This is a genomic window from Photorhabdus caribbeanensis (assembly GCF_018448885.1).
GTDB classification, from domain to species: Bacteria; Pseudomonadota; Gammaproteobacteria; order Enterobacterales; family Enterobacteriaceae; genus Photorhabdus; species Photorhabdus caribbeanensis.
The window spans coordinates 16142-40055 of record NZ_RCWB01000041.1 but is presented as its reverse complement, the minus strand read 5'-3'; the positions used below and the strand labels follow the sequence as shown (position 1 = coordinate 40055).

Sequence of the window (23914 nt, the reverse complement as noted above, 5' to 3'; positions counted from 1 at the left end):
ATTAGGATCGCTTTTTTATGGAAGAGAGAGATCTTAACGTTTTAATGAGAGAAATACCTATAAAAAGTCATGTTCTGATTTTTATTTAACCAAAATAACCTTATTAAAAGTGTGAGATCCCACCCTGTATTCATACTGAACACATTTCCATCATGGTATAACATGAAAAAACTGAATGAGCTGATTAAACCTCCAACTAGCAGTGGGGAAACTTCTTATTTCTCCTTCTATTACGGTGCCATTCACGACACATTATCATTCACCATGCGGATGCTACTTGTGTAATTCGTTGATAAGGTTAGCGCTGTTAATCATTTTTATACTGGCGATAAAATTCATCTACAACTTATCTTAAGTGCTCAGCAATCTTTAATGACATTATCCTATCGCCAATGTATAACAAATCTTCAACAATGCCATAACTTAACACAGGTAAGATATTATGATGAAAAAAGTCGGCTTAATTGGTTGGCGGGGAATGGTAGGCTCTGTTTTGTTGCAACGCATGCTAGAAGAAAACGATTTTCAAGGCATTGTCCCTCACTTTTATAGTACATCGAGTGCTGGCTCCTCTGGTCCTACCATTGATGGCATTACTTATCAACTCAAAGACGCCAACGCAGTCAGCGCATTGACGGAAATGGACATAATTATTACTTGCCAAGGCGGCGATTATACCAAAGCAATTTATCCAGCTCTCAAGGCCAGTGGCTGGCAAGGCTATTGGATTGACGCCGCCTCGGCACTACGCATGGATAGGGACTCCTGCATCATTCTCGATCCGGTCAACCGTAACCAGATTGATTATGAAGTTAGCAAAGGCACCAAACTTTTCGTCGGCGGAAACTGTTCTATTACGCTGAGCCTTATGGGACTAGCCGGCCTCGTGAAAGCTGACCTAATTGAATGGATGAGCTTAATGACCTACCAATCCGCTTCTGGCGCGGGGGCCAAGTATGTGCGTGAACTGATAGCACAAAACTCATACATTAGCCAATACTTGAGCATAGACGATCTAACCGACAAAAGCTCAATACTGCCTTTGGTAAAAAAAGTTACCAATCTGATTAGCAGCCCAGAATTGCCGACACAGGCTTTCGGTGTGCCTCTGATAGGTAGCATCATTCCTTGGATTGACAGCGATCTCGGTGACGGCAATAGCCGGGAAGAATGGAAAGGTGAAGTAGAGACCAACAAGATCCTAGGTCTCCAACCCGGCACTATCAAGGTCAACGGTCTGTGTATTCGCGTCGGTGTAATTCGCTGTCACAGCGCAGCGATCACTATGAAGTTGAAACGCGACGTCAGCGAAACCGAATTTGTTGAACTAGTGCAAAATGCGCATCCGTGGGTAAGCTACGTGCCCAACAACAAAGAAGAGAGCATTAGCAAGTTGACTCCAGCCGCTATTAGCGGTTCTTTACGCGTAGGTGTCGGGCGCTATAAGAAAATGTCACTTAACGATGAATCGATTTATTCTGTCCTCACTGTCGGCGATCAACTACTATGGGGTGCAGCCGAACCGTTGCGCCGTATGTTAAATATTCTGCTCAACAGAGCATAATCAATAGACAAAAAATCAGAGCGATGAACTAACGTTTGAGCCATTTCATCGTCTGTTTTTTTACGGCTACTAGTGCTTCCCTGATTTACAACGCGTTCTATCTTGGCGCGTTGTAGGACAAACCTGAGAAAAACGGGTGATAGAACCAATTTTAAGCATCAACGTTAGAAGTTTCATATCAGCAGTGCAAATAAACTCAAGCATCAATAATCGTCTGCCTGATTTGCTTCGACTTACCCTAATTCCCAAAGGCTCGCTTTCCATTTTATCGGTTCAATCGGTAGATCATGTTTTTCTATGCCCGTCATTTTTGTGGAGATTCCTCAGATTCAAATCACTACCACATCATTCAAAAAAATACTAAAACTGGATAAACAAACCTCCTGGCTGAATTAGTCATATTCTCTCATGTAAGAATACAAAACTATGCCACGGATTATCCTGGAAAGTGAACGTCTGAAATCAATTTGGCCCATTTTGTGATCTGGTTAACCTTTCTAGTTCCAATCAACAAGGAGTACATCAACAACTTTTGCAGTCAGATTCTTTTCACTAATTTATGAAAGAACCTGATTTCATGACCTTCATCACATTCATTTAACATTTTTTTCCCAATTAACCTTATTCCATCTAAATTTGAACCATTACTCATCCGACCACTTAGGGTTTTGACTAGTGGTTTAGGACACAATAATAATCTGGTTATGATTGACAAACACCCGATGGAGATTGCAATGAGCCATTATCCTCACCTGTTCACCCCTCTAGACCTAGGGTTCACTACATTGAAAAACCGCATTTTGATGGGATCAATGCACACCGGGTTAGAGGAACATCCTGATCGTGCCCAGAAGCTTGCCCGCTTTTACGCTGAACGGGCAGCCGGAGGAGTGGCATTGATTGTCACAGGAGGAATTTCACCAAATAAACAAGGTGTTATAGGAAAAGGCACTGCATTTCTGGTAGATGAAGAAGACCTTATTCATCATAAAGTTATTACAAATGCAGTTCATCAGGCTGGTGGAAAAATTGCAATGCAAATCTTACATACCGGCCGTTACAGCTATCAACCTAACCTTGTCGCCCCCACTACCATTCAAGCACCAATTAATCCATTCATGCCTCGCGAAATGACAGAAGAGGACATCCAGCAAACCATTGCTGACTTCGCTCATTGTGCTCAACTGGCACAACAAGCAGGTTATGATGGCGTAGAAATCATGGGTTCTGAAGGTTATCTGATTAACCAGTTCCTGACTACTCGCACCAACCACCGCCAAGATAAATGGGGCGGAAGTTTTGAAAATCGAATGCGCTTTGCCGTGGAGGTTGTTAGAGCTGTCCGTCAAGCAACTGGACGAGAATTTATTCTAATCTACCGGCTTTCAATGCTGGATTTAGTAGAAGAGGGATCTAATTGGCAGGAAATCGAGCAACTCGCGGTTGCCATTGAGCAAGCGGGGGCATCTATTATCAATACCGGTATCGGCTGGCATGAGGCTAGGATTCCAACGATTGCCACTATGGTTCCCCGTGCTGGATTCAGTTGGGTAACGCAAAAGCTAATGGGAAAAGTTTCTATTCCATTGATCACAACAAACAGAATTAATGATCCCAACATTGCAGAGCAAGTGCTAGCACAAGGTTGTGCCGATATGGTTTCTATGGCACGACCTTTTCTGGCTGATGCTGAATTTGTTATGAAAGCCCAACAAGGACGAGCCGACGAGATTAACACTTGTATTGGCTGTAATCAGGCATGTCTGGATCAGATTTTTGTCGGTGAAATAGCCTCTTGTTTAGTTAATCCCCGCGCCTGCCACGAAACAGAAATGGCCGCCGAACCTGTTATCAGACCTAAAAAACTGGCGGTTGTCGGTGCCGGACCTGCCGGATTGTCATTCGCAGTAACCGCTGCCAGTCGTGGTCATCATGTCACTCTGTTTGAACGTGACGGACAGATTGGCGGACAATTTAATATTGCTAAACAGATCCCTGGTAAAGAAGAATTTCATGAAACATTACGCTATTTTCAGCGTCAGTTAGCAATTCATCATGTTGATGTACGGTTGAACCAAACTGCCACAACAGAAACACTCTCTGATTTCGATGAAGTGATTATCGCCAGCGGCATTGCGCCCCGCCAACTCACGATCGATGGTATCCATCACGAAAAGGTACTGAGCTACCTAGATGTACTAAAGGATAAGAAAAATGTCGGACAACGTGTAGCTATCATTGGCGCGGGTGGCATCGGCTTTGATACCGCAGAATATCTGAGTCAACCAGGAAAAAGTTCTAGCCTTGATAGTACCGCTTTCAGTGAAGAATGGGGCATTGACCATAATCTGACACATCGTGGCGGTTTATCCCCCCAAGGCCCTAAAGCAGAATCTTCTCCTCGGAAAATTTATTTATTGCAACGTAAGCCGACAAAGGTTGGTGAAGGACTCGGTAAAACAACAGGTTGGATACACAGAACTAATTTACACCTGCGTGGTGTAAAAATGTTAAACAACATGCAATATTTAAAAATAGATGATCAAGGATTACATGTTAGTTGTAATGGGGAACAGAGCTGTCTTGCCGTAGATAACATCATTATTTGTGCAGGACAAGAGCCACTGAGAGACTTGTATCAGCCGTTACAGCAAGCGGGAAAAACTGTGCATCTTATTGGTGGGGCAGATGTTGCTGCCGAATTGGACGCCAGACGGGCTATCGATCAAGGTACTCGGTTAGGACTTAGAATTTAATGATGAATAATGGCAGTCACAGACAAATCGTAAAAACAAAGTAAATCCTCAAGCCGCGCCATTCCTGGCGCGGACATTTTACTTTTTCTTACCTTGATTGATTAAACCTGAATACTTAAATAAATTACGTTAAGTTAACTGATCCGATGACAGACGGTCATCCTCAGCCTGACAAACAGCAGCAGTGAACAATACATCGGTAGAAGAGTTCAGACTCGTTTCCGCGGAATCCTGTAATACACCAATAATCAAACCGACTGCCACAACCTGCATAGCCATTTCATTGGAAATCCCAAACATGCTACACGCTAAAGGGATCAACAATAACGATCCCCCCGCCACACCAGAAGCACCACAGGCACAAATTGCAGCAACCACACTCAGTAGAAATGCTGTAGGCAGATCAACCGATATACCTAACGTATTGACCGCGGCTAAAGTCAATACCGTAATTGTCACCGCAGCGCCCTCCATATTGATGGTTGCTCCCAACGGGATGGAAACTGAATAAGTATCTTCATGCAGATTCATACGGCGGCACATCGCCATATTCACTGGAATATTTGCCGCCGAACTGCGAGTGAAAAATGCAGTTACACCACTTTCACGCAGGCAAGCAAATACCAGCGGATAAGGATTACGTCGAATTTTCCAGTAAACAATCAATGGATTTACAATGAGTGCCATAACCAACATACAACCCAGTAATACAACCAGCAATTGGACATATCCCAGTAAGGTGCCAAATCCCGTTTCTGCGATGGTTGAAGACACCAGACCAAAAATACCAATCGGTGCAAGACGAATGACCACCCGAACAATCTGAGTAACCGCCTCAGACATGTCATGAATTAGAGATTTCGTTGAATCCGTTGCATGGCGCAGTGCGATACCAAGACCAATAGCCCAAGCAAGAATACCGATATAGTTACCATTCAGTAACGCGTTTACTGGATTAGCGACAACATTAACCAGTAACCCTTTAATCACCTCCATAATGTTTTCAGGAGGTGACATCTGAGCATCATTAACAGCTAGCACCAGTTGCAACGGAAATATAAAGCTACCGGCCACGGCAACTAACGCAGCAAAAAAAGTACCCAAGATATAGAGGATAAGGATCGGGCGAATATTAGTTTTCTGGCCTTCTTTATGGTTAGCAATAGAAGACATAACCAGAATCCATACCAATACCGGGGCTACTGCTTTTAAGGCGCCAACGAACAACGTTCCAAGCAAACTGACTGATTTGGCAACCGAAGGCGTCAACCACGCTAACAGTATCCCTGCAATTAAACCTATCAAAATTTGTTTAACCAGGCTCCCTTGTACAATGTAATACACGAAACCACGTTTTTGTTTTTCCATAGCTGATCCATTTTATTAACAGTTCTGTTAAGCCTATATTTTTTGTGTTTGCTTCCTCAGTATAGGGAAACCAAGAGTAGTGAAAAGCTGCGATAGTTAAAATATACAACCTCGCCAGCACTTATTAACAACTCATTCACATTTGTGTGATCAAAACGGCAATTTACACATTTACAAAACACAATTATTTGTTTTTATGTTTAACCATTTCGCAGCAATTTAAGACCAGAAGAAACCATATCTTCTCATTCAAGAAAGATATGGTTATCTGTTAAAAAATAGTTATCTAATTACTGGAGTTCTTTAGTTTTGTACTTATTTACCCAAACATTAATAATCATTGTTATTGTTAAAATGCTCGCTACAGTTCCCAGAGAAACCCCCATAGGAATATGATAAAAATCTATTATTAGCATTTTAATACCGATAAATACCAGAATGATTGATAAACCATATTTCAGCATTGTAAATTTCTCTGCTACACCTGCCAGTAAAAAATACATTGCACGTAATCCTAAGATAGCGAAAAGATTAGAGGTCAAAACAATAAAAGGATCTGTAGTCACAGCAAAAATAGCAGGAATACTGTCTACAGCAAAAATAACGTCACTAATTTCAACCAAAATCAGGACCAAGATTAGTGGAGTCGCATATAACAAACCTTTTTCTTTCACAAAGAAACGCTCTCCGTGAAGATTATCAGTGATGCGAATATGCGCTTTTAGCCAACGGACAAAAGGTTTATCGCCTATCGGGGAACCATCCTCTTTTGCTAACGCCATCTTAACGCCAGTAACCAGCAGAAAGATGCCGAACAGATAGAGTATCCAACTGAATTGAGAAACCAGCCAGCTCCCTGCAAAGATCATCACGGTACGCAGCACAATTGCGCCTAAAACACCGTAAATAAGCACCCGACGTTGCAAATTTGCCGGAATAGCAAAATAGCTAAATAACATCAGCCAAACAAATACATTATCAACAGCAAGCGCTTTCTCAAGTAAATACCCGGTAAGGAAAGCCATTGCCTGACTATTAGCAACAGTTTCTCCTACGGTTTCTCGGCAATACCACCATAATCCTAATGCAAATAAGAGCGATAAACTTACCCAGATTACACTCCAGACAGCGGCTTGGAAAAACGACATTGCCTGCTCTTTCTTACGCCCCTGTAAGGATAGATCCAGCAACAACATAATCGTCATTAAAACAGCAAAACTTCCCCATAAAAGAGGGCTACCCACAGAGTTCATTTTCTTTCTCTCACAAACAAAAACGGCTGAAGTCTCAGAAGACGCCAGCCGCTGCTATATTTCTTCCCCACATCGTGGAGATGGATGTATTGCAAGCAACCCTCGCCTTCTGGCAAGGTCTCACTTACAACACAGAAAATGCACCATTAGGTATAAGTTCAGGGTTGCCCGGCTACCGGATGCTGTTGCATCGTAATGACGATAAACCGGCTAAGGAAGTTACTCCCCTTTGCTGTGGTGAAAAATAAATCAAATTTATACAAGAATCAATCTACCACTGAAAAAATAAAAAAATGATAATAAAAACAGTAGGAAAAAACGCAATTCATCCAACCTCATAAACCTATTTCCTATCCCATTTTAATGAACGTTCAATTGATCACCAAAATTTTCTGTTTAGTCACCCCTGATTTTGTTACAGTGGCACAGGCCGCGTCATTTGCCTTTTTCAACGGCGTAAAAAGGTATTAAAACCAGCCAAATAACGTAAAACAGGACGTAATTTAATCAGTTTAGCCTCATGCTTTCAGGATGAACGAACAAAGGCATTTTAGGAACACCTGATGGAAATAGTAAAAGAACTTATATATGCACTTTGGTACCAAGATTATGAAACTCTGGCCAATCCATCCCTATTATGGGCCATTTATATCATGCTATTCTTGATCCTCTTCCTTGAAAATGGCCTCCTTCCTGCTGCATTCCTGCCAGGAGATAGCCTGCTTATACTGGTTGGCGTATTAATTGCCAAAGGTGCAATGAGTTTCCCTCTGACGATTGTAATATTAACTGCCGGAGCAAGCTTAGGTTGTTGGGTCGGTTATCTCCAGGGAAAATGGCTAGGAAATACCAAAATAGTGCAAGGCTGGCTCTCTCACCTTCCAGCCTACTACCACCAAAGAGCTTACAGCCTTTTTCACCGCCACGGTCTGTCTGCTTTACTTCTCGGCCGCTTCCTCGCATTTGTCAGAACTCTTCTTCCAACACTTGCGGGCCTGACAGGTCTACAAAACAGCCGTTTCCAGTTTTTTAACTGGCTCAGTGGCTTCCTGTGGGTCATGATCCTTACCTCTTTAGGTTATGCACTTGGTAAAACCCCCATTTTCCGTCAGTATGAAGATTTGGTAATGAATTTCCTGATATTACTACCACTTGCTTTACTCATTATTGGTTTTAGCGGCAGTTTGTTAGTTGTGTGGCGTAAAAAAACCTGCCAATCCCCTCAAAAAAAGTAATTAATACCAATAAAACCTAATATCCCTCCCTGCTGTAGATAGAAGTATCGTTTGCAGCAGAATAGTGAAATAACTCTAATGTTTTTCATTCATCTTTCAAAATATAAGCTATATTTAAGGATAGTCTTTTCCGGCATCAGGAAAAGCGGCTAACTAAGTCAAATATACACACCTTAAATAAGGAGTAATCTACATGTCACAGATCAAAACTACTGAAGATCTACGCATTGAACTAAAATCACTCGCAGAAACACTGGAAGAAGTGATCCAAAGCTCTGGTGACAAATCCAAAGTTGAGTTGGAAGAACTTCGCAACAAAGTAGAAGAAGTCATCAAAGATACTCGTTTTAAACTCGGTAATGCCAGCGATATGGTTGTTAAGAAAACAAAAGATATGGCGGGCCGTGCCGATCTCTATGTTCATGATAAGCCGTGGACAAGCATCGGTATAGGTACTGCGGTCGGTGCCATATTAGGTGTATTATTAGCTAAACGCTAATATGAGTAACTCATCCAAATCTCAAGGCCCCGGTAAAGGGGTCCTTGATATTCTCCAACGTATTGCTACTGTTGCTGTCGAGATAGTAGAAACTCGTTTACAACTTATTGTTGTAGAGTTGGAAAAAGAAAAAGCCACTTTGATACAACTGATAGTCATAGCCAGCCTAACATTGCTATTCACTGCTTTCGGCCTCATGTGTTTACTTGTTATGATTTTTTGGGCTATCGATCCCAACTGGCGTTTTATCGTATTAGCAAGCACCACTGGCACACTACTCGTTCTGGCGCTTATTGGCCTTATATGGACCATCAGGAAAGCGAAAAGTTCAACATTACTTAGCGCTACTCGCGAGCAACTCAAGATCGACCGAGAAATGCTGGAGGATTACAGTAATGAGTAAACAACGTCAGGAGAAAAAGCTGAAAAAACAGCAGCTACTCAGAGATATCCAGCTACAACGACTTGAACTTTCCAACAATACACAACTCTGGAAGAGCTTTACTGAACCTTATGACAAAAGCTGGCAAAAGCTTTTGTCGTTAAAACCCTATCTGCGACCCGCAATCCACGCCATCTCTTTATATAGCCTTCGCCATCCTGTGAAATTTTATCATTTGTCTCGCTATATCATTCGACTATTGAAATAAAAATGGTAATAATTCTTGATAATATCCTTCATTGATGATCACTTTGGTTGCTTATATTCAAAAACTTTGTATAAAATTGTTAATAATCCTTGCTTACAACTAAGCTCATCTCTCTTTAGTATACATTCCATCCGTTAATGATTAACAAATTGTGCTGTTTTCGGTTGATACAAGCTAATCATCAAACAAATTATTATTATTTTTCAGTGTCTCAGGAGTTGTTAATGAAAAGATTTGAAGATAGTGCCCTGTTACTGGCTCGCATTTTAATGCCGATTCTATTTATCGTCGCAGGTTATGGAAAATTAGGTGATTCCTACGTGGGTACTCAGCAATATATGAATGCTATGGGCGTCCCTGGCTTTCTATTACCACTGACGATCTTACTTGAATTGGGTGGTGGTCTGGCAGTTCTATTTGGTTTCTTAACTCGTACCACCGCGTTATTTACCTTTGGTTTCTGTATCTTGACTGCCATTCTCTTCCACAGCAATTTTGCTGAAAGCATGAACCAGACTATGTTTCTCAAAAACCTGACCATCGGTGGAGGTTATCTGTTACTGGCTATCACAGGCCCTGGTAAATTCAGTATTGACCGCTTGATGAAGAGAAACTGGTAATCTCCTGCTATGACTGTTATGAATCTGAAAAATAACAGTTTTCAGGTAAAAGGCGAAACGATCAAAATCCCACTCTCGCTCAAGGATTTTATCAGCCAGATATCCAATATCCATAAAGGTAAATAGCAAGCCGAAAGATCTCGAAGATCTTTCGGCTCACTTTAATCAATAGGCCCAACTTCTATTGAATCACAATGACTCTGGTAAAATAGTTATTTTATCAAAATAAATAACCACCTCATTTCTCAGCAGGAATTAATTAAATCCATGTTAGATAACAAATTAAAATGTTAAAAGCACCCTTAAAAATTTCATATAAAGAGTATAGGATTTTCAGTGTAAATTCTATTAACACCCACAATGCTAATTTAAATAAAAAAATTAACTTTAATATATTTAAAGATTATTTAATCACAATATAATTATTTAAATTCATTTCATTTAATATCTTAAAATCAAATAAATCACCATACATTAATAATATTATATTCACAAACAGGTTATAATATATTTCAGCATAAATCAGACATTACCACATTTAAAAAAATCCTTTCACTCTTATTACAATTAAATAACTTCATAATAAATGATTACTATTACAACGTAGGATAATTATTTATATAGATATTTAAATTAAAACTCACATATTTTTATTATTTAATTTCACTATTAATATATTCTCTTCACATAATTATCACCCATTATATTCCAGACAATAAAATAATAAAAAATCAACATTATCACATTAAACTAAAAACCATTTTAACAATAGCCACAATTATTATATTACAACCACTTTCTCCGTAAAATAATATTAATTATGTCGATTTTAAATAAACAACAAATTGTTTTTTAAATTGCAGATTGAAATTAAAAAATCCTATAACCATTAAATAAAAAAGCGTATTTAAAGAGATAAATCAACAATATTATCAATTGACAAAAAAACTGAAAAAAACAACTTGACACATAACTACATACATTAGAAAATCACTTAATTAATAGGACACCCACTAAAAATATTGATAGTCACTCAGACTAATAGTTAGTATTTTAATAATTGTGTTTTAATTTCACCAAAATACCTGTACCAGATAATTCACAGAATCCTTCATACAATAAACGAATAGGGAAGACAAATGAAATATAATTCAATTGCTTATACCATTATTTGTTTAATGCCATTTTATGCTGCCGGAGCAGGAAAATTAAAGGATGTTTGCGACGGTAAATTAATTGCTAACACATCTATAAGCAGTATAAATATTACAAGCAATCAAAATGGAAATGGACCAGCCATGAATGTATTAGTAGAAGGGAAATGGTATGATACATATCTAACCCCCGGTATTACAGAGGGTAACGGTGTTTATGGGCTCTATGATATGAGTCATAATGCTTATCTCAATGCATTAGAAGTTAACATTTGCGTAAGACTTGGCAATTTAAGAGGCATTGAATTAATTTATAGATCATAAAATTCTAAGCTAGAAAAAGAGAGTCCACATTAATCAATGTGCCTATAACGCATTGTTAAATCAACATTTAATTCCCATAAAGTAATAACGGAGAGTTTATGATTATTCAAGGTAAAAAAATAAATGTAAAATTAAGAAAAGACACACCAGACCAACTATCCGCAAGTGACTTAAAGGCACAATTGACTGCTCTTGGACTAACATGTGAACTTACTGATGAAAGTTTACTCACAGGATATATTGAAGACGTAAGAAAACAACTAATTACAGGAAGTACACAGTCATTTGCAATTGGGGAGTATATTGATGAGAATTTCGTACATACATCCAAAGCTAACTGGTCACCAGAAGATGAGGCCCTCGGATACAAAACGAAACTAATTTATATTGGTGTACCGGAACATTTTAAATGGCTAGGGGAAAATTGTAGTACATTTTCAGGAAATGAGGATGATCCACCAGCATCAACAGATAAATATGATAACGTAGAGGCAGTGAAAAGTGCCTTTATCCAAATTGCCAAGGGATCTTCTGAGACTCTAGTAGAACCACTGGACAAAACAGATATGGAATCTGCGCTAACAAATCTCCTAAGCTCAATTAATGATGACAATATCAAAGACTATGATTCCGGGTGGAGAATAAAACTCCTCTTACTAATAGATAATTTCGATAAAGAAAAAGACACAGGCGATGGAATTGGGGTATTAGGAATACGTTGGAGACTACAAATAAAAGATTATAAAAAAAAGAACAAAGACAGTGCTAAACATAACACAACAATTAATCTAAGCAGCTGGTCTGTCACATACGATAATACCGATGATCTTATCAAACAATATAATATGGCAAAAAATTATTTTGGCTAAAAATAACAAATGGAGACGAATTCGGCTGATAAGTACAATTTTTCAGAAAGTCAGGCAGTCGCTATAGTAGCATCTTTCTTGCCAAAGAAAAATGCACTATGGCCTGTCTTATTTATTGCCATTGATTAAAGAAAAGATACACAATAATAGAGCCAACAACCATATAAGAATATATTAACATCAGGACAACCATTCTGACCTAAAGAAAAACAGTTCTGGTGTTATTAATAAATCCGAAAGTCTCCCTGTTTTCATCACTGTCTGGTACCCAAAAAATAGAACCATCAATATTCATCGAATAGAGATCAAAAAACTTGGGTTCAGACAAAATTTACACCTACCAATGATGTCAGCTCTGCTCAAAAAGAGCAGCACAGCCAACCAGACAGTCTGCTGTACTGGCTGGCGCCATTTACGAATGTTAGATTCGTTGTGCCACAATTTCATATTTTGTTAAACAATCATCGAATCATGTTTTTTACAGCCTATCTTCTAATTTGATTGTTCGCATCACTTCTACTTACCGACTAACAAATAATTTAGGGATTTCCCGTAAACACCAAGACTTAGCTTCTCCCATGCTATCTCGTCGCCATGCCATAATGACATTTGTGTCATGGCTGTATTCAGAACTAATCACCCGCAAACGCCCCTCTGCAATATCTTGTTCCACCATAGGATAAGGCATAGTAGCAACGCCCAGCCCGGCTAAGAGAGCACGGCGTTTATCTTCCAGAGAACTGACCGTCAAACGCTGCTGCTTATCTAACAATTGAACCGTCAATACCGGGCGCTCCCTCGCTGTATCTGCTACAGCAATACCACGGTACTTCACCCTCGTGACATCGGACAAAGGCTCCGGCTCTTGATGTATAGGATGATCAGGACTAGCGACATAAACATTGGTAATGCTGTAAAGCTGACGGGAATTAATTTCTGCCGATGCGCGAAAATGCATATCTGGTGCAATAACAATATCCGCCCGACCCGTTTCCAGCCTCTCCCATGCACCAGCCAAAACTTCAGTCAATAAAGAGAGCTGAGTATTCGATTTTTGAGCAAGTTTGCCCACTAATGGAAATAATGAAGAAGCCGGAACCAACGCTTCACAAACAATTGTCAGGTGAGTTTCCCAACCTCTCGCTAATGCCTCTGCATCAGCGGTTAATTTATCAGCCGCTTCAAGCAATTGGCGTCCACGCTCAAGCAACATACGACCAACATTGGTGAATTTAGTTCTGTGACCCGAACGGTCAAACAGTACTACATCCAGCTCTTCTTCTAATTTTTGCATCGTATAGCTAAGTGCAGAAGGAACGCGGCCAAGCTCATCCGCAGCCGCAGCAAAACTTCCCCGCCGGTCAATCGCATCCATGACCCGGAGAGATTCCAGTGTAAGCGCTCGTTCTTTGCTCATATTTTTCTCAATCAGGAAATTTGAATATGGCGACCAGATTAACTGGCTAACATTTCGCCGTCCAGATAATTACTATTCTTAGTATGTGTTTTTTTCAGGTAACTGCCATCATGATTATAAATAGAACAGCAAAACAATGTGGAAAAGCTGACTATGGTTGGCTACAGGCTCGTTATACATTTTCATTTGGTCACTATTTTGACCCAAAGTTTTTAGGTTATGGCGCACTACGTGTACTCAATCAAGAAGTCATCGCCCCCAAAGCCGCTTTCCAACCTAAATCCTATCCACATGTGGATATATTGAATATTATTCTACAAGGTGAAGCAGAATACCGTGACAGCGAAGGCAACTACATCAGAGCCCGCAAGGGAGAATGTCTGCTATTTTCTACCCGTCAAGGCATCAGCTACAGTGAACATAATGCCAGTACTAACAAACCACTGACGCGCTTACAGCTTTGGTTGAATGCCTTTCCTCAACAGGAAAGCTTACCATTGCAACGAATGGAGTTACCAGAACAACCATTAGCTATGCTAGCTTCTCCAACCGCAGAAGATGGCAGTATGCAATTACGTCAGCAAGTTTGGGTAAATCATATTTTCCTTACTAAAAATCAATCTCATCATCTGCAATTAAAAGGAAAAAATGCCTATCTGCAATCTCTAAACGGCAATATAAAAATAAGAGGCAATTCCAGGGATAATACTTTGATTAAATGCGGAGATGGCGCTTTTATTCATGAAGAAAATCGACTAGTTTTGAAAGCAGATACTGAATTTCAGGGATTGTTAATTGATCTGGCGGCCTAAAAAAGTGAAAGCCCCATCAGATTTCAATCTAATAGGGCTAACTTTTTGAAGTTGACCGATAAGCCGGGTTCTGTCGTGGACAATCATTCATCTAGGCCAGTACTTACGCACTGGCTCAAGCAGCCTACCCGGGTTCGATACGGGCCGTACCTAATGAACCCCTATTTGGCCTTGCTCCGGGTGGAGTTTACCGTGCCACGGACTGTTACCAGCCGTGCGGTGCGCTCTTACCGCACCCTTTCACCCTTACCTGATCCTACATTAAGTAGGCCATCGGCGGTTTGCTCTCTGTTGCACTGGTCGTGAGCTTTCACCCCCCAGACGTTATCTGGCACCCTGCCCTGTGGAGCCCGGACTTTCCTCTCCTCTATCCATCGTCCAAAGGATTAATGATAAAGCAGCGACTGTCTAGTCAACTCCGCGACGGATTATAAGAGGTTTGTTTAACGATGTATAGGCATTTACCAACTATCCGCCCTAATTTAGCAATTGCTATCATTCTTCATTCTGTCCCAACCCATGACGATAAAGTGCATTTTTCTTCACGCCATGAATCTCTGCCGCCAATGCAGCCGCTTTTTTCAATGGCAATTCTTGTTGAAGCAGTGCCAGCGTTCTTAATGCCTCTGGAGGCAAAATATCATCATCCCGTTTTTTATAGCCTTCAACGATCAATACCATTTCACCACGGCGACGGGTTTCATCTTCCTTAACCCACGCCAGAAGTTCACCTACTGGCATCCCCTGAATGGATTCCCAAGTCTTTGTCAATTCCCGCGCCAGAACGACGTAACGTTCAGTTCCCCATACTTCAACCATATCTTCCAAACTATCGATCAGACGATGAGTGGATTCATAAAAAATTAATGTGCGCGACTCCTTTTCCAAAGCCCGCAAAGTATCACTCCGGCTTTTACGTTTTGCGGGCAAAAATCCTTCGTAACAGAAACGATCCGATGGCAAGCCCGCAGCAGACAAAGCGGTTATCGCCGCACAAGGTCCCGGAAGCGGGACAACATGAATACCGGCTTCACGGCAACGGCGGACCACATGATAACCAGGATCATTAATCAAGGGCGTTCCTGCATCAGAGACTAATGCAATACTTTGCCCTTGTTGGAGTTTTGTAATTAATTGATCTGCTTTCTGCTGTTCATTATGATCATGAAGTGCGAACATGCGCGCATTAATGGCAAAATGTTGAAGCAACAAGCCAGTATGTCGCGTATCTTCGGCAGCAATCAGATCGACATGCTCAAGAACTTCAAGCGCACGCTGAGTGATATCACCCAGGTTTCCAATGGGGGTTGGCACAACATATAGCGTGGATGTCGTAACCACTGCTCGATTAGGTTGATTCATTGTTTCATCCGAATGGCCGATTTAAAATTGAGCATCTTTGAAAAAAACATCGCTGGATACAGTATGCTTTCCTCAATTTTTGTGCGTATCAAAACTGGTTTAGTCTGTTCAGCTATGCTGACAGTTATGATCATCGCAGGATGTACCGCGCCTGACCAACAGGGGCAACAACCTTCGCAAACTCAGGACAAAATCAGTACAGAAATCGCCCGTTATCAATCCATCATTGATGCCGCTCATGGCGAACCTTCTCTTGATGTTATCCGTGCTTATATCGCTCAGGAATCACTTCTGAAAGAAAGTACGGTTCATCAAAAAAATATTGATGATACCTGGCAAATGCTGACTCGTCTTTCACCACAAGAACGCCGTGGGTTAGTCATCAACGCTGATGAAAATGTTCTGCAAGGCTGGCTGGACTTACTCAGTGCCTATCAGGATAACAAACAGGACTCTGACAAACTACAGGCGGCTATCCATGACTGGAAAATTCGTTATCCACAAAACCCTGCCGCACTGTCACTCCCAACGCAGTTACAATCAGCAGCCATCCAACAGCAAGATACGAATATCCATCTTGCTCTGTTCCTGCCATTAAGTGGTCAAGCAAAAGTATTCGGTGAAGCCATTCGCCAAGGTTTTCTCGATGCTCAGGCCGGTTTACCAAGTCCATCATTGCCAACAGAAAACCCGGAAAATTTATCTATAGCAGACAACAATAGTACGTCAGATGGCGTGGTTTCTACCGATATGTCCCCCAGTGAAGCGGCGCCCGTAGAATCAGCAACACCAACTATTCAGACAACACCGGTCATAGCCAATGCGCCGATTAATACCCAACAGGTCAAAATTTATGACACAGCAAGCCAGCCATTGGAAAATTTATTAATTCAGGCTAAGCAAGACGGCGTGAATTTAGTTGTCGGGCCGTTACTGAAACCCGATGTGGTTAAACTCGTTCAGATAAATCCTTCATTAAATATGCTAGTACTCAACGAGTTAGATAATGCTCAACCACAGCCCAATATCTGCTATTTTTCTTTATCACCAGAAGATGAAGCGAAAAATGCCGCGGAACACATTTGGCAGCAACAGAAACAGAATCCTCTGATTTTGGTCCCCAGAGGAGCTTTTGGCGACCGCATTGCCAATGCCTTTGCACAGGAATGGCAAAAACAAGGGGGGCATACTGTTCTGCAACAAACCTTTGGCTCTTCCGCCGAACTGAAACAATTAATTAATAGGGGTACGGGTATCCGCCTAACCGGAACAGCGGTCAATGTTACAAGCAATCAACCTACATCAATCGCCATTGGTAATCTGGAAATCCCTCAGATAAACACCGACGTCGTTCCTGCCTCTACCGGCGGCCCAGTAGATGCAGTCTATATTGTTTCTACCCTAGATGAACTGACGCTGATTAAGACAATGATTGATATGGCGATCAGTTCCCGCGATAAGCCCGCCCTTTATGCAAGTTCCCGCAGTAATCAGGCTGGCGTTGGCCCCGATTTCCGCCTGGAGATGGAAGGAATGCAATTCAGTGATATTCCCTTAATCGCCGGCGCTAACCTGCCACTGATGCAGCAAGCAGCGAATAAATTTGCAAATGATTACTCTTTGATGCGCCTTTACGCTATGGGCATTGATGCCTGGTCATTAGCAAATCAATTCAGTCAGGTTCAACTTCAAAGTGATTTCCATCTCAATGGTGCTTCCGGGATGCTGTCCGTTCAGGAAAACTGCACCATTTTCCGACAGCTTTCATGGATGAAATATCATCAAGGCCAAATCACGGCTATTTAGTTACTTGCCGCTTGTCACCAAGCGGCCTTTCAATTCAAATGACTCATTTCAGAGAATGAAAATAAAAAAGCAGGATGAAAATAAAAAAGCTGACAAGTTATTTGCTAGGACGCAACTATGAAACGCAGGCAAAGTTGTTTTTACAAAAACAAGGATTATCTTTTATCGCCGCAAATGTGAAAGTTCGCGGTGGTGAAATTGACCTGATTATGAAAGACAAGCAAACTTGGGTTTTTATTGAAGTCCGTTTCCGCAAATCAGGACAACATGGAGATGCCCTAATGACAGTCACCCATAGCAAGTGTAAAAAATTATTACACGCAGCCGCAATATGGTTGTTGCAACGGGGTGAATGTTTTGAAACCTCTTCTTGTCGCTTTGATATTTGTGCTATTACTGGTCAACAATTTGACTGGTTGCAAAATGCCTTCAATCAAAATGAGTTCACTCGTTAAAATGATACTGAGTAGGTTATAAACGTGCTGGATAGAATTAAAGTCTGTTTTACAGAAAGTATTCAAACTCAGATCGCAGCCGCAGAAGCATTACCTGATGCTATTTCGCGAGCTGCAATGATGATGGTTCAGTCATTACTGAATGGTAACAAAATTCTTTGCTGTGGTAATGGCGGCTCAGCCGCAACCGCCCAACGGTTTGCAGCCAATATGATCAACCGGTTTGAGACTGAACGTCCAAGCCTGCCTGCATTGTCGCTTAACGCAGACAATGTGGTTATCACTGCAATTTCAAGCAATAAACAGCATGATGAAATTTATGCTAAACAGGTAAGGGCATTAGGTCAGCCCGGCGATGTGTTATTAGCGATTTCCACACATGGTAATAGCCGTGATATTGTTAAAGCCGTTGAAGCCGCAGTAACCCGCGATATGACGATTGTCGCCCTTACAGGCTACGATGGCGGTGAGCTCGCCGGCTTACTCGGGCCACAAGATGTAGAGATTCGTATCCCATCTCATCGCAGCGCCAGAATTCAAGAAGTTCATATGCTAACAGTTAACTGCCTATGTGACTTAATCGATAATACACTCTTTCCCCATCAGGATGACTAAGGAGCCAAATAATGCGATTTTTCTCCCTATTAGCAACAATTTGTACTGCTGTGATGTTACAGGGGTGTATTGGTGCAGTCGTGGTAGGCTCTGCCGCTGTAGCGACTAAAACAGCAACCGATCCCCGAACAGTTGGTCAACAGGTTGATGATAGTACTCTCGAAGCCCGTGTCAGTAATGCGCTTGGCAAAGATAAACAGCTCAAAGAGCAAACCCGTATTATTACCACCGCCTATCAAGGAAAAGTTTTACTAACAGGTCAAAGCCCAAATTCAAACCTTTCAGACCGAGCTAAACAGATAGCATCGCGGGTTGATGGAGCACATACTGTTTACAATGAAATTCGTCAGGGAAAACCCGTTGAATTAAGTACAGCTTCCAAAGACACTTGGATTACAACTAAAGTACGCTCAAAAATCTTGGCTAGTGACTCGGTTAAGTCTTCTAACATAAAAGTCGTTACGGAAAACGGCGAAGTCTTTTTATTGGGCATTCTGACCAAACAGGAAGGTAATGCCGCAGCAAAAATTGCCAGCGAAACTAACGGTGTTAAGCGGGTGACAACCGCATTCACTTATCTGAATTAACCATATTGATTGAAGACGATGACACGATAAATCGGTCAAACATCCAGGTATTAGGCCGCGTCATTTTTTGGCGTCGGCGTTTTACCTCTTTTTATCATCCAATATCAAACCAAATAACTTCTCGATTCTTCCCTCAATCACTCTGCATTAACCCATTTTTCTCAAGGTAACTCACCCCGCCCAACAACCGCATTTGCCGCAAAATCCATTGTTGACGCTGTAAAACATAAGCCGAAGGTGCGTTAACTTTATAGCGGTGTGGATTAGGCAATACAGCAGCAAGTAAAGCCGCTTCCGATGCCGTCAATTTACTGGCCGATTTATGAAAATAGTGTCTGGATGCCTCTTCAACACCAAAAATTCCATCACCAAATTCTGCTATGTTAAGGTAAACAGTCAGAATTCTACTTTTTGACCATCCCAGTTCAATGACAAAAGTCATCCCGGCTTCCACCCCTTTTCTTAACCAGCTACGTCCATCCCACAAAAATAAATTTTTGACCGTTTGCTGAGAAATCGTTGAAGCTCCTCTGAGTCTGCCAGAATTATTTTGGTTACGTTCAAGTACATTTTCGATAGCATCAAAGTCAAATCCCCAATGCTGTGGAAATTTTTGATCTTCCGCAGCAATAACAGCCAATGCGATATTTGGCGATATTTGTCCTTGCCCTACCCAGTCAGAACGAGATATATAAGAAAAATTAACTGATGACCAAGCGCTAATCTGGCGCTCAACCATAACCATAGAAAACGGCACTGGCAAAAATGAAAATGCAACAACAGAAACTATCCATAAGATAATAACTGAGATTACGATTTTTTTAAGCCAGTACCATAAAAATTGAAAAGGATTTCGCATCCAGTTACTCAGTCATTTCCAATACTTTTCTGACAAGTTTATCAATTCCCACTTCTGCCTGAGAAATAGATTCAGCAAGCATGTAGGCTGGTGTTGTCACAATTTTGTTTTCTAAATCAACAACAACATCATTTACCCCACAAACTATATGGACACCTCCCATTGCCTCTACTTGAGCAACCGTTTCAGGATCATTGCCGACAGTTAGTTTCACCGATTTATTAAGTAATTTTGGCAACATAACGGGGGCAATGCACATAAATCCCATTGGTTTATGTTGCTTATGCATAGCCCTTACCAAACTTAATAAATCCTTATTTATTTCGCAATCAACTGTCTTAACGGCAAAGTCACATAAATTCTTAGCAACACCAAATCCACCAGGAATTACCAGGGCATCAAATTCATCTGCATTTGCTTGTGATAAAGGCTGAATTTTCCCCCTCGAAATACGGGCAGATTCCTGTAGAACGTTACGTTCTTCCCCTATTTCTTCACCGTTAATATGATTAATAACATGAAGTTGTGGTGCGTCAGGTGCAAAAAAGCTCGTTTTAACACCTAAACGGTCTAAAGAAAGCATAGTTAATACTGACTCATGAATTTCGCTACCATCGAAGACACCACATCCACTTAAGACAACCGCAACTGATTTCATACCTCACTCCATTTGTAGTAGATTATTGCTTAACCCTTTAGGGGGTTAAACACCAATCTTCATCACAGATTTTAATGAATCTTGTAACAAAAAATCTTATCTTTGCTATGTTGGTACTTGTATGATGTACGGAGAATTCCCCATTTACTCGCCGCAACCAAAGATCTATTAGATAGGCGTGTAAAAAGTTTTCCCTGGTGTTGGCGCAGTATTCGCGCACCCCAACCTCGGTTGGGGTTATTTTTTTTCAGCTTCCGCCAACCATTCTCTCAAAATTTCCGTATCGTTTCTCCATTCTTGCTTTAACTCATCAACCCATTCCTGAACATTGTCCCACCATGCCGGTAAATCAGGTGATTGAATCTGTTGAGCCAGTTGTTGTAAATGACGCAATCCAACCGATCCCGCAGCGCCTTTTATCTTATGCGCTTCCTCCGTAATGCCTTTCTGATCTTTGGCAGTCATATTCGAATCAAGAACAGACAAATAACCCGGCATCATCTTTTCAAACACACTCAAACTATTGCAAATCAACTGAGGCCCAACGAGCTCGATGTATTGATTAAGCATTTCTGTATCAAGTAAATCTTCATTTTTTTTCATCAATCCTGACTCCTCTTCTTTCGGCTGCATATGATGCACAGATTGTTCCCCCCAATATTGTTCAATAATGGCGGTTAACGCATTCACAGAAAGGGGTTTACTTAACACTCCATTCATACCTGCATCGAGATACTCTTTTTTGTCTTTTAAGACATTTGCCGTCAGTGCAATCAATGGGGGCAGATCTTTTTTGGCATATCGCCGACGTAATTCACGGGCAATATCTAATCCAGTCATATCGGGTAGCTGAATATCCAGCAATACCAGATCGAACTCTTCTGGGTTAAACATTTCTAGCGCATCTTTACCATTCATGGCGACTTCCACGCTGTTACCCAATTTTTCCAGTACAGAGCGAGCAACAATCACATTCAGTTCAATATCTTCTACCAATAAGATATGCAAAGCCGGAAGTGGGCAATCTTCTGTCTCTTCTTTGCATAGAAGACTCTCCTCCATAGCAGGCGCAATGATAGACAGTGTAAATCGAGAGCCTTGTCCCGGCTCACTTTCCACCACAATATCCCCTCCCATACTTTGAGCCAAACGCTTGGATACCGCCAATCCAATACCAGTTCCCGTTGCTGGGCAACCACCATGACTGCCTTTCACTTGATAATACATCGCAAAAATCTTCTCTTGCTCATCATATGGGATACCAATCCCCGTATCTGTGACTTCAAACAGCAGGCGCTCCCCCTCTTCGTACCAGATCCGAACATTGATCTCCCCTTTCTGCGTAAATTTCACCGCATTGCCAATCAAGTTCCACAGAATTTGGCGCAAGCGAGTGCCATCCGCCATAATTCTGGCAGGCAATGGCAGTTCTGGGTTCATTACAAATTTAATATCTTTCGGTTGCACCAGTAGCCCAGAGAGGTTTTCTAGATCGGATATAAAACCGGTAAAATCAATTGGCTGATTATCAATCTGCACCTTACGCCGTTCAATTTTATCCATTTCAATAATGTCATTGAAAATATTACCAAGTGTGATCGCACTGACATGAATCGTTTTCAGATAGTTATTTTGCTCAGACGTCAACTCAGTATCGAGCAGAATACGGCTCAAACCAACAATGCCATTTAAAGGCGTACGAAGCTCATGGCTAATCGTTGAGATAAAAGTAGTCTTATCCCTACTTGCATTCTCCAAAGCGTCCTGATAGCGCTTACGTTCCGTTATATCGCGCCCAAATCCCATAAGCCCATGTCTTTTTCCCACCCGATCATAAAAAGGGACTTTCCGAAGTTCAAAACAGGCTTTTCGGCCATCGGGATAAACCAGCCACTGCTCATAAGTGAGTGCAACATTATGACGGAACACTTTTTCATCAGTTTTCATTACCTTGCGAGCAACTTCTTTGTCATAAACATCGTTTGGCGTCAGTCCGACAAGCTGTTTCTGGCTTTTCCCCGTCAGCAACTCCATCGCCCGGTTACAACCAGAAAACTCATTATTTTCATTGCGGTAATAGACCAAATCAGGAGAGGCATCGAGAAAAGATTTCAATAATACAGATTGCTGTTCCAATTCAATCTGTGTCTGCTCACGGTGTTTCATCTCTTCTTTGAGTTTATCCAACAATATCAGGTGCGCCTGTTCAGCTTTTTCCCTTACAGAGATCTCCTGATTAAGCTTAATAATGTTGTCTTTTAATTGCTGATTAAGTTCCCGATCACGCTGACGCATCACTTCCAACTTTTCAACTAATTTGGATAATCGTTGGCGGGACTCTTCAAGCTGTTCAACAACAACCGAAAGGAAATAGACGGCCCAGGGCGTAATCAACAGACCAAAAAAAATTGAACGGACTAAATCAATACTTTGCACTCCTCCTTGAAGCAGAAAAGTGACTACCATCTGTACACCCATAGCAAGAACAACCAGTGCGGATGCAAGTAGTAATGAAAAGCGCACTAACCCCAATTTCATCATTAAATCAACATAATATTGGGCCAGGCCCCTGAGCAGCTTCATTTCATAAAAACTCCCTTAAATATGACCATTCCAGATCATACCGTAAAAGACCGGCCACTTCGTTGAAGGAATAACAGAAATTGTTGACCTGGTAAAACAATAGTATTATTTAATAGTTTTAGTTATGACTTACCAAACATTATTCTGGCTTTTTACTCTTGCCGGTCTTTTCGCACAATCCAAATATGAATAAATAATCGAATACATTGACAAAATAAGCATAAAATTCTTTTTTACTCCTTTAATACCCCCAAAAAGATAAAACTTTATTCTTATAAAGAAACAAAAATACACATTAATTCTTTAAAGTTTATATTAGTTAGATTTTAAATCTAATAAATAAAAGTTTAACAGCATATATAAAACAGATATTACACTAATATTAGTGATATAAATCACATTAAAATCCTAACATGATCTATATCACATAACTCTAATATTAAATTTTTTACTTAAAAATTATAATGT

22 protein-coding genes and 1 other RNA gene are annotated in these 23914 nt (G+C 40.9%); 15 read left to right on the top strand and 8 right to left on the bottom strand.

Annotated features, from left to right (window positions below):
• Positions 1–445: 445 nt before the first annotated feature.
• Both asd and EAE90_RS20150 read left to right on the top strand, forming a co-directional pair.
• Positions 446–1564, top strand: coding sequence for an aspartate-semialdehyde dehydrogenase (gene asd, locus EAE90_RS20155; RefSeq protein ID WP_214055003.1), 1119 nt, complete (start codon positions 446–448; stop codon positions 1562–1564).
• Positions 1565–2298: 734 nt separating this feature from the next.
• Positions 2299–4320 carry an oxidoreductase gene (locus tag EAE90_RS20150; RefSeq protein ID WP_214055002.1) on the top strand — a complete coding sequence of 674 codons (2022 nt, stop codon included), beginning with the start codon at positions 2299–2301 and terminating at the stop codon, positions 4318–4320.
• Between the two features lie 129 nt (positions 4321–4449).
• On the opposite strand, the gene sstT is transcribed toward EAE90_RS20150, so the two are convergent.
• Entirely contained in the window at positions 4450–5688 is a 1239-nt protein-coding gene (gene sstT, locus EAE90_RS20145; RefSeq protein WP_214055001.1) for a serine/threonine transporter SstT, read from the bottom strand.
• A 290-nt stretch (positions 5689–5978) separates the two neighbouring features.
• The gene (locus tag EAE90_RS20140) at positions 5979–6941 is read right to left on the bottom strand and encodes a TerC family protein (protein WP_214055000.1); all 963 of its coding nucleotides are present in this window, start codon (positions 6939–6941) and stop codon (positions 5979–5981) included.
• Between the two features lie 89 nt (positions 6942–7030).
• Here EAE90_RS20140 and EAE90_RS20135 point away from each other — a divergent pair, with 89 nt between their 5' ends.
• The 8 genes from EAE90_RS20135 to EAE90_RS20100 all read left to right on the top strand — a co-directional run bounded on the left by EAE90_RS20135 (position 7031) and on the right by EAE90_RS20100 (position 12292).
• Positions 7031–7189, top strand: coding sequence for a hypothetical protein (locus tag EAE90_RS20135; protein ID WP_214054999.1), 159 nt, complete (start codon positions 7031–7033; stop codon positions 7187–7189).
• A 315-nt stretch (positions 7190–7504) separates the two neighbouring features.
• A complete protein-coding gene (locus EAE90_RS20130) occupies positions 7505–8176 on the top strand; it encodes a DedA family protein (protein WP_214054998.1) in 672 nt (223 codons plus the stop codon).
• Between the two features lie 193 nt (positions 8177–8369).
• Positions 8370–8675, top strand: coding sequence for an ElaB/YgaM/YqjD family protein (locus EAE90_RS20125; RefSeq protein WP_214054997.1), 306 nt, complete (start codon positions 8370–8372; stop codon positions 8673–8675).
• A 1-nt stretch (position 8676) separates the two neighbouring features.
• Entirely contained in the window at positions 8677–9078 is a 402-nt protein-coding gene (locus tag EAE90_RS20120) for a phage holin family protein (protein WP_214054996.1), read from the top strand.
• The gene (locus EAE90_RS20115; RefSeq protein WP_214054995.1) at positions 9071–9325 is read left to right on the top strand and encodes a YqjK-like family protein; all 255 of its coding nucleotides are present in this window, start codon (positions 9071–9073) and stop codon (positions 9323–9325) included. The genes EAE90_RS20120 and EAE90_RS20115 overlap by 8 nt, the downstream gene beginning before the upstream one ends.
• A gap of 224 nt (positions 9326–9549) precedes the next feature.
• Positions 9550–9945: a DoxX family protein gene (locus EAE90_RS20110; RefSeq protein WP_214054994.1), complete on the top strand. Its 396-nt coding sequence runs from the start codon at positions 9550–9552 to the stop codon at positions 9943–9945.
• A gap of 1139 nt (positions 9946–11084) precedes the next feature.
• The gene (locus tag EAE90_RS20105; protein WP_214054993.1) at positions 11085–11423 is read left to right on the top strand and encodes a hypothetical protein; all 339 of its coding nucleotides are present in this window, start codon (positions 11085–11087) and stop codon (positions 11421–11423) included.
• A gap of 98 nt (positions 11424–11521) precedes the next feature.
• Positions 11522–12292 (top strand): hypothetical protein, encoded by a 771-nt coding sequence (locus EAE90_RS20100; protein ID WP_214054992.1) that lies wholly within the window; start codon positions 11522–11524, stop codon positions 12290–12292.
• A 520-nt stretch (positions 12293–12812) separates the two neighbouring features.
• On the opposite strand, the gene EAE90_RS20095 is transcribed toward EAE90_RS20100, so the two are convergent.
• On the bottom strand, positions 12813–13709 hold the full coding sequence (locus tag EAE90_RS20095) for a LysR family transcriptional regulator (protein WP_112895519.1): 897 nt from the start codon (positions 13707–13709) through the stop codon (positions 12813–12815).
• Positions 13710–13819: 110 nt separating this feature from the next.
• On the opposite strand from EAE90_RS20095, the gene EAE90_RS20090 reads away from it, so the two are divergent.
• On the top strand, positions 13820–14521 hold the full coding sequence (locus EAE90_RS20090) for a pirin family protein (protein WP_214054991.1): 702 nt from the start codon (positions 13820–13822) through the stop codon (positions 14519–14521).
• Positions 14522–14564: 43 nt separating this feature from the next.
• On the opposite strand, the gene rnpB is transcribed toward EAE90_RS20090, so the two are convergent.
• Both rnpB and rsmI read right to left on the bottom strand, forming a co-directional pair.
• Positions 14565–14941, bottom strand: an RNA gene (rnpB, locus tag EAE90_RS20085) — RNase P RNA component class A.
• Positions 14942–15016: 75 nt separating this feature from the next.
• The gene (gene rsmI / locus EAE90_RS20080; RefSeq protein ID WP_214054990.1) at positions 15017–15883 is read right to left on the bottom strand and encodes a 16S rRNA (cytidine(1402)-2'-O)-methyltransferase; all 867 of its coding nucleotides are present in this window, start codon (positions 15881–15883) and stop codon (positions 15017–15019) included.
• Between the two features lie 63 nt (positions 15884–15946).
• Here rsmI and EAE90_RS20075 point away from each other — a divergent pair, with 63 nt between their 5' ends.
• From EAE90_RS20075 to dolP, 4 genes are all read left to right on the top strand, one after another.
• Positions 15947–17689: a penicillin-binding protein activator gene (locus EAE90_RS20075; protein WP_214054989.1), complete on the top strand. Its 1743-nt coding sequence runs from the start codon at positions 15947–15949 to the stop codon at positions 17687–17689.
• A 74-nt stretch (positions 17690–17763) separates the two neighbouring features.
• Positions 17764–18144, top strand: a complete 381-nt coding sequence (locus EAE90_RS20070; protein ID WP_214054988.1) for a YraN family protein — start codon at positions 17764–17766, stop codon at positions 18142–18144.
• 24 nt (positions 18145–18168) lie between these two features.
• Positions 18169–18759 carry a DnaA initiator-associating protein DiaA gene (gene diaA / locus EAE90_RS20065; RefSeq protein ID WP_036780324.1) on the top strand — a complete coding sequence of 197 codons (591 nt, stop codon included), beginning with the start codon at positions 18169–18171 and terminating at the stop codon, positions 18757–18759.
• An 11-nt stretch (positions 18760–18770) separates the two neighbouring features.
• Positions 18771–19346: a division/outer membrane stress-associated lipid-binding lipoprotein gene (gene dolP, locus EAE90_RS20060; RefSeq protein ID WP_214054987.1), complete on the top strand. Its 576-nt coding sequence runs from the start codon at positions 18771–18773 to the stop codon at positions 19344–19346.
• Positions 19347–19479: 133 nt separating this feature from the next.
• On the opposite strand, the gene mtgA is transcribed toward dolP, so the two are convergent.
• The 3 genes from mtgA to arcB all read right to left on the bottom strand — a co-directional run bounded on the left by mtgA (position 19480) and on the right by arcB (position 23446).
• Positions 19480–20205, bottom strand: coding sequence for a monofunctional biosynthetic peptidoglycan transglycosylase (gene mtgA / locus EAE90_RS20055; RefSeq protein WP_214054986.1), 726 nt, complete (start codon positions 20203–20205; stop codon positions 19480–19482).
• A gap of 4 nt (positions 20206–20209) precedes the next feature.
• Complete coding sequence (gene elbB, locus EAE90_RS20050) at positions 20210–20863, bottom strand: isoprenoid biosynthesis glyoxalase ElbB (RefSeq protein ID WP_214054985.1); 654 nt, start codon at positions 20861–20863, stop codon at positions 20210–20212.
• Between the two features lie 237 nt (positions 20864–21100).
• Positions 21101–23446, bottom strand: coding sequence for an aerobic respiration two-component sensor histidine kinase ArcB (gene arcB, locus EAE90_RS20045; protein ID WP_214054984.1), 2346 nt, complete (start codon positions 23444–23446; stop codon positions 21101–21103).
• Between the last annotated feature and the right edge of the window lie 468 nt (positions 23447–23914).

Excerpts from the sequence above, each read along its gene's own strand:
- EAE90_RS20075 (WP_214054989.1), top strand. The coding sequence starts at position 15,947 with ATGCTTTCCTCAATTTTTGTGCGTATCAAAACTGGTTTAGTCTGTTCA.
- EAE90_RS20100 (WP_214054992.1), top strand. The coding sequence starts at position 11,522 with ATGATTATTCAAGGTAAAAAAATAAATGTAAAATTAAGAAAAGACACA.
- EAE90_RS20120 (WP_214054996.1), top strand. The coding sequence starts at position 8,677 with ATGAGTAACTCATCCAAATCTCAAGGCCCCGGTAAAGGGGTCCTTGAT.
- EAE90_RS20070 (WP_214054988.1), top strand. The coding sequence starts at position 17,764 with ATGAAAATAAAAAAGCTGACAAGTTATTTGCTAGGACGCAACTATGAA.
- EAE90_RS20150 (WP_214055002.1), top strand. The coding sequence starts at position 2,299 with ATGAGCCATTATCCTCACCTGTTCACCCCTCTAGACCTAGGGTTCACT.
- EAE90_RS20140 (WP_214055000.1), bottom strand. The coding sequence starts at position 6,941 with ATGAACTCTGTGGGTAGCCCTCTTTTATGGGGAAGTTTTGCTGTTTTA.
- arcB (WP_214054984.1), bottom strand. The coding sequence starts at position 23,446 with ATGAAGCTGCTCAGGGGCCTGGCCCAATATTATGTTGATTTAATGATG.
- elbB (WP_214054985.1), bottom strand. The coding sequence starts at position 20,863 with ATGAAATCAGTTGCGGTTGTCTTAAGTGGATGTGGTGTCTTCGATGGT.
- EAE90_RS20125 (WP_214054997.1), top strand. The coding sequence starts at position 8,370 with ATGTCACAGATCAAAACTACTGAAGATCTACGCATTGAACTAAAATCA.
- EAE90_RS20110 (WP_214054994.1), top strand. The coding sequence starts at position 9,550 with ATGAAAAGATTTGAAGATAGTGCCCTGTTACTGGCTCGCATTTTAATG.
- dolP (WP_214054987.1), top strand. The coding sequence starts at position 18,771 with ATGCGATTTTTCTCCCTATTAGCAACAATTTGTACTGCTGTGATGTTA.
- EAE90_RS20130 (WP_214054998.1), top strand. The coding sequence starts at position 7,505 with ATGGAAATAGTAAAAGAACTTATATATGCACTTTGGTACCAAGATTAT.
- EAE90_RS20095 (WP_112895519.1), bottom strand. The coding sequence starts at position 13,709 with ATGAGCAAAGAACGAGCGCTTACACTGGAATCTCTCCGGGTCATGGAT.
- sstT (WP_214055001.1), bottom strand. The coding sequence starts at position 5,688 with ATGGAAAAACAAAAACGTGGTTTCGTGTATTACATTGTACAAGGGAGC.
- EAE90_RS20115 (WP_214054995.1), top strand. The coding sequence starts at position 9,071 with ATGAGTAAACAACGTCAGGAGAAAAAGCTGAAAAAACAGCAGCTACTC.
- rsmI (WP_214054990.1), bottom strand. The coding sequence starts at position 15,883 with ATGAATCAACCTAATCGAGCAGTGGTTACGACATCCACGCTATATGTT.
- EAE90_RS20105 (WP_214054993.1), top strand. The coding sequence starts at position 11,085 with ATGAAATATAATTCAATTGCTTATACCATTATTTGTTTAATGCCATTT.
- mtgA (WP_214054986.1), bottom strand. The coding sequence starts at position 20,205 with ATGCGAAATCCTTTTCAATTTTTATGGTACTGGCTTAAAAAAATCGTA.
- asd (WP_214055003.1), top strand. The coding sequence starts at position 446 with ATGAAAAAAGTCGGCTTAATTGGTTGGCGGGGAATGGTAGGCTCTGTT.
- EAE90_RS20090 (WP_214054991.1), top strand. The coding sequence starts at position 13,820 with ATGATTATAAATAGAACAGCAAAACAATGTGGAAAAGCTGACTATGGT.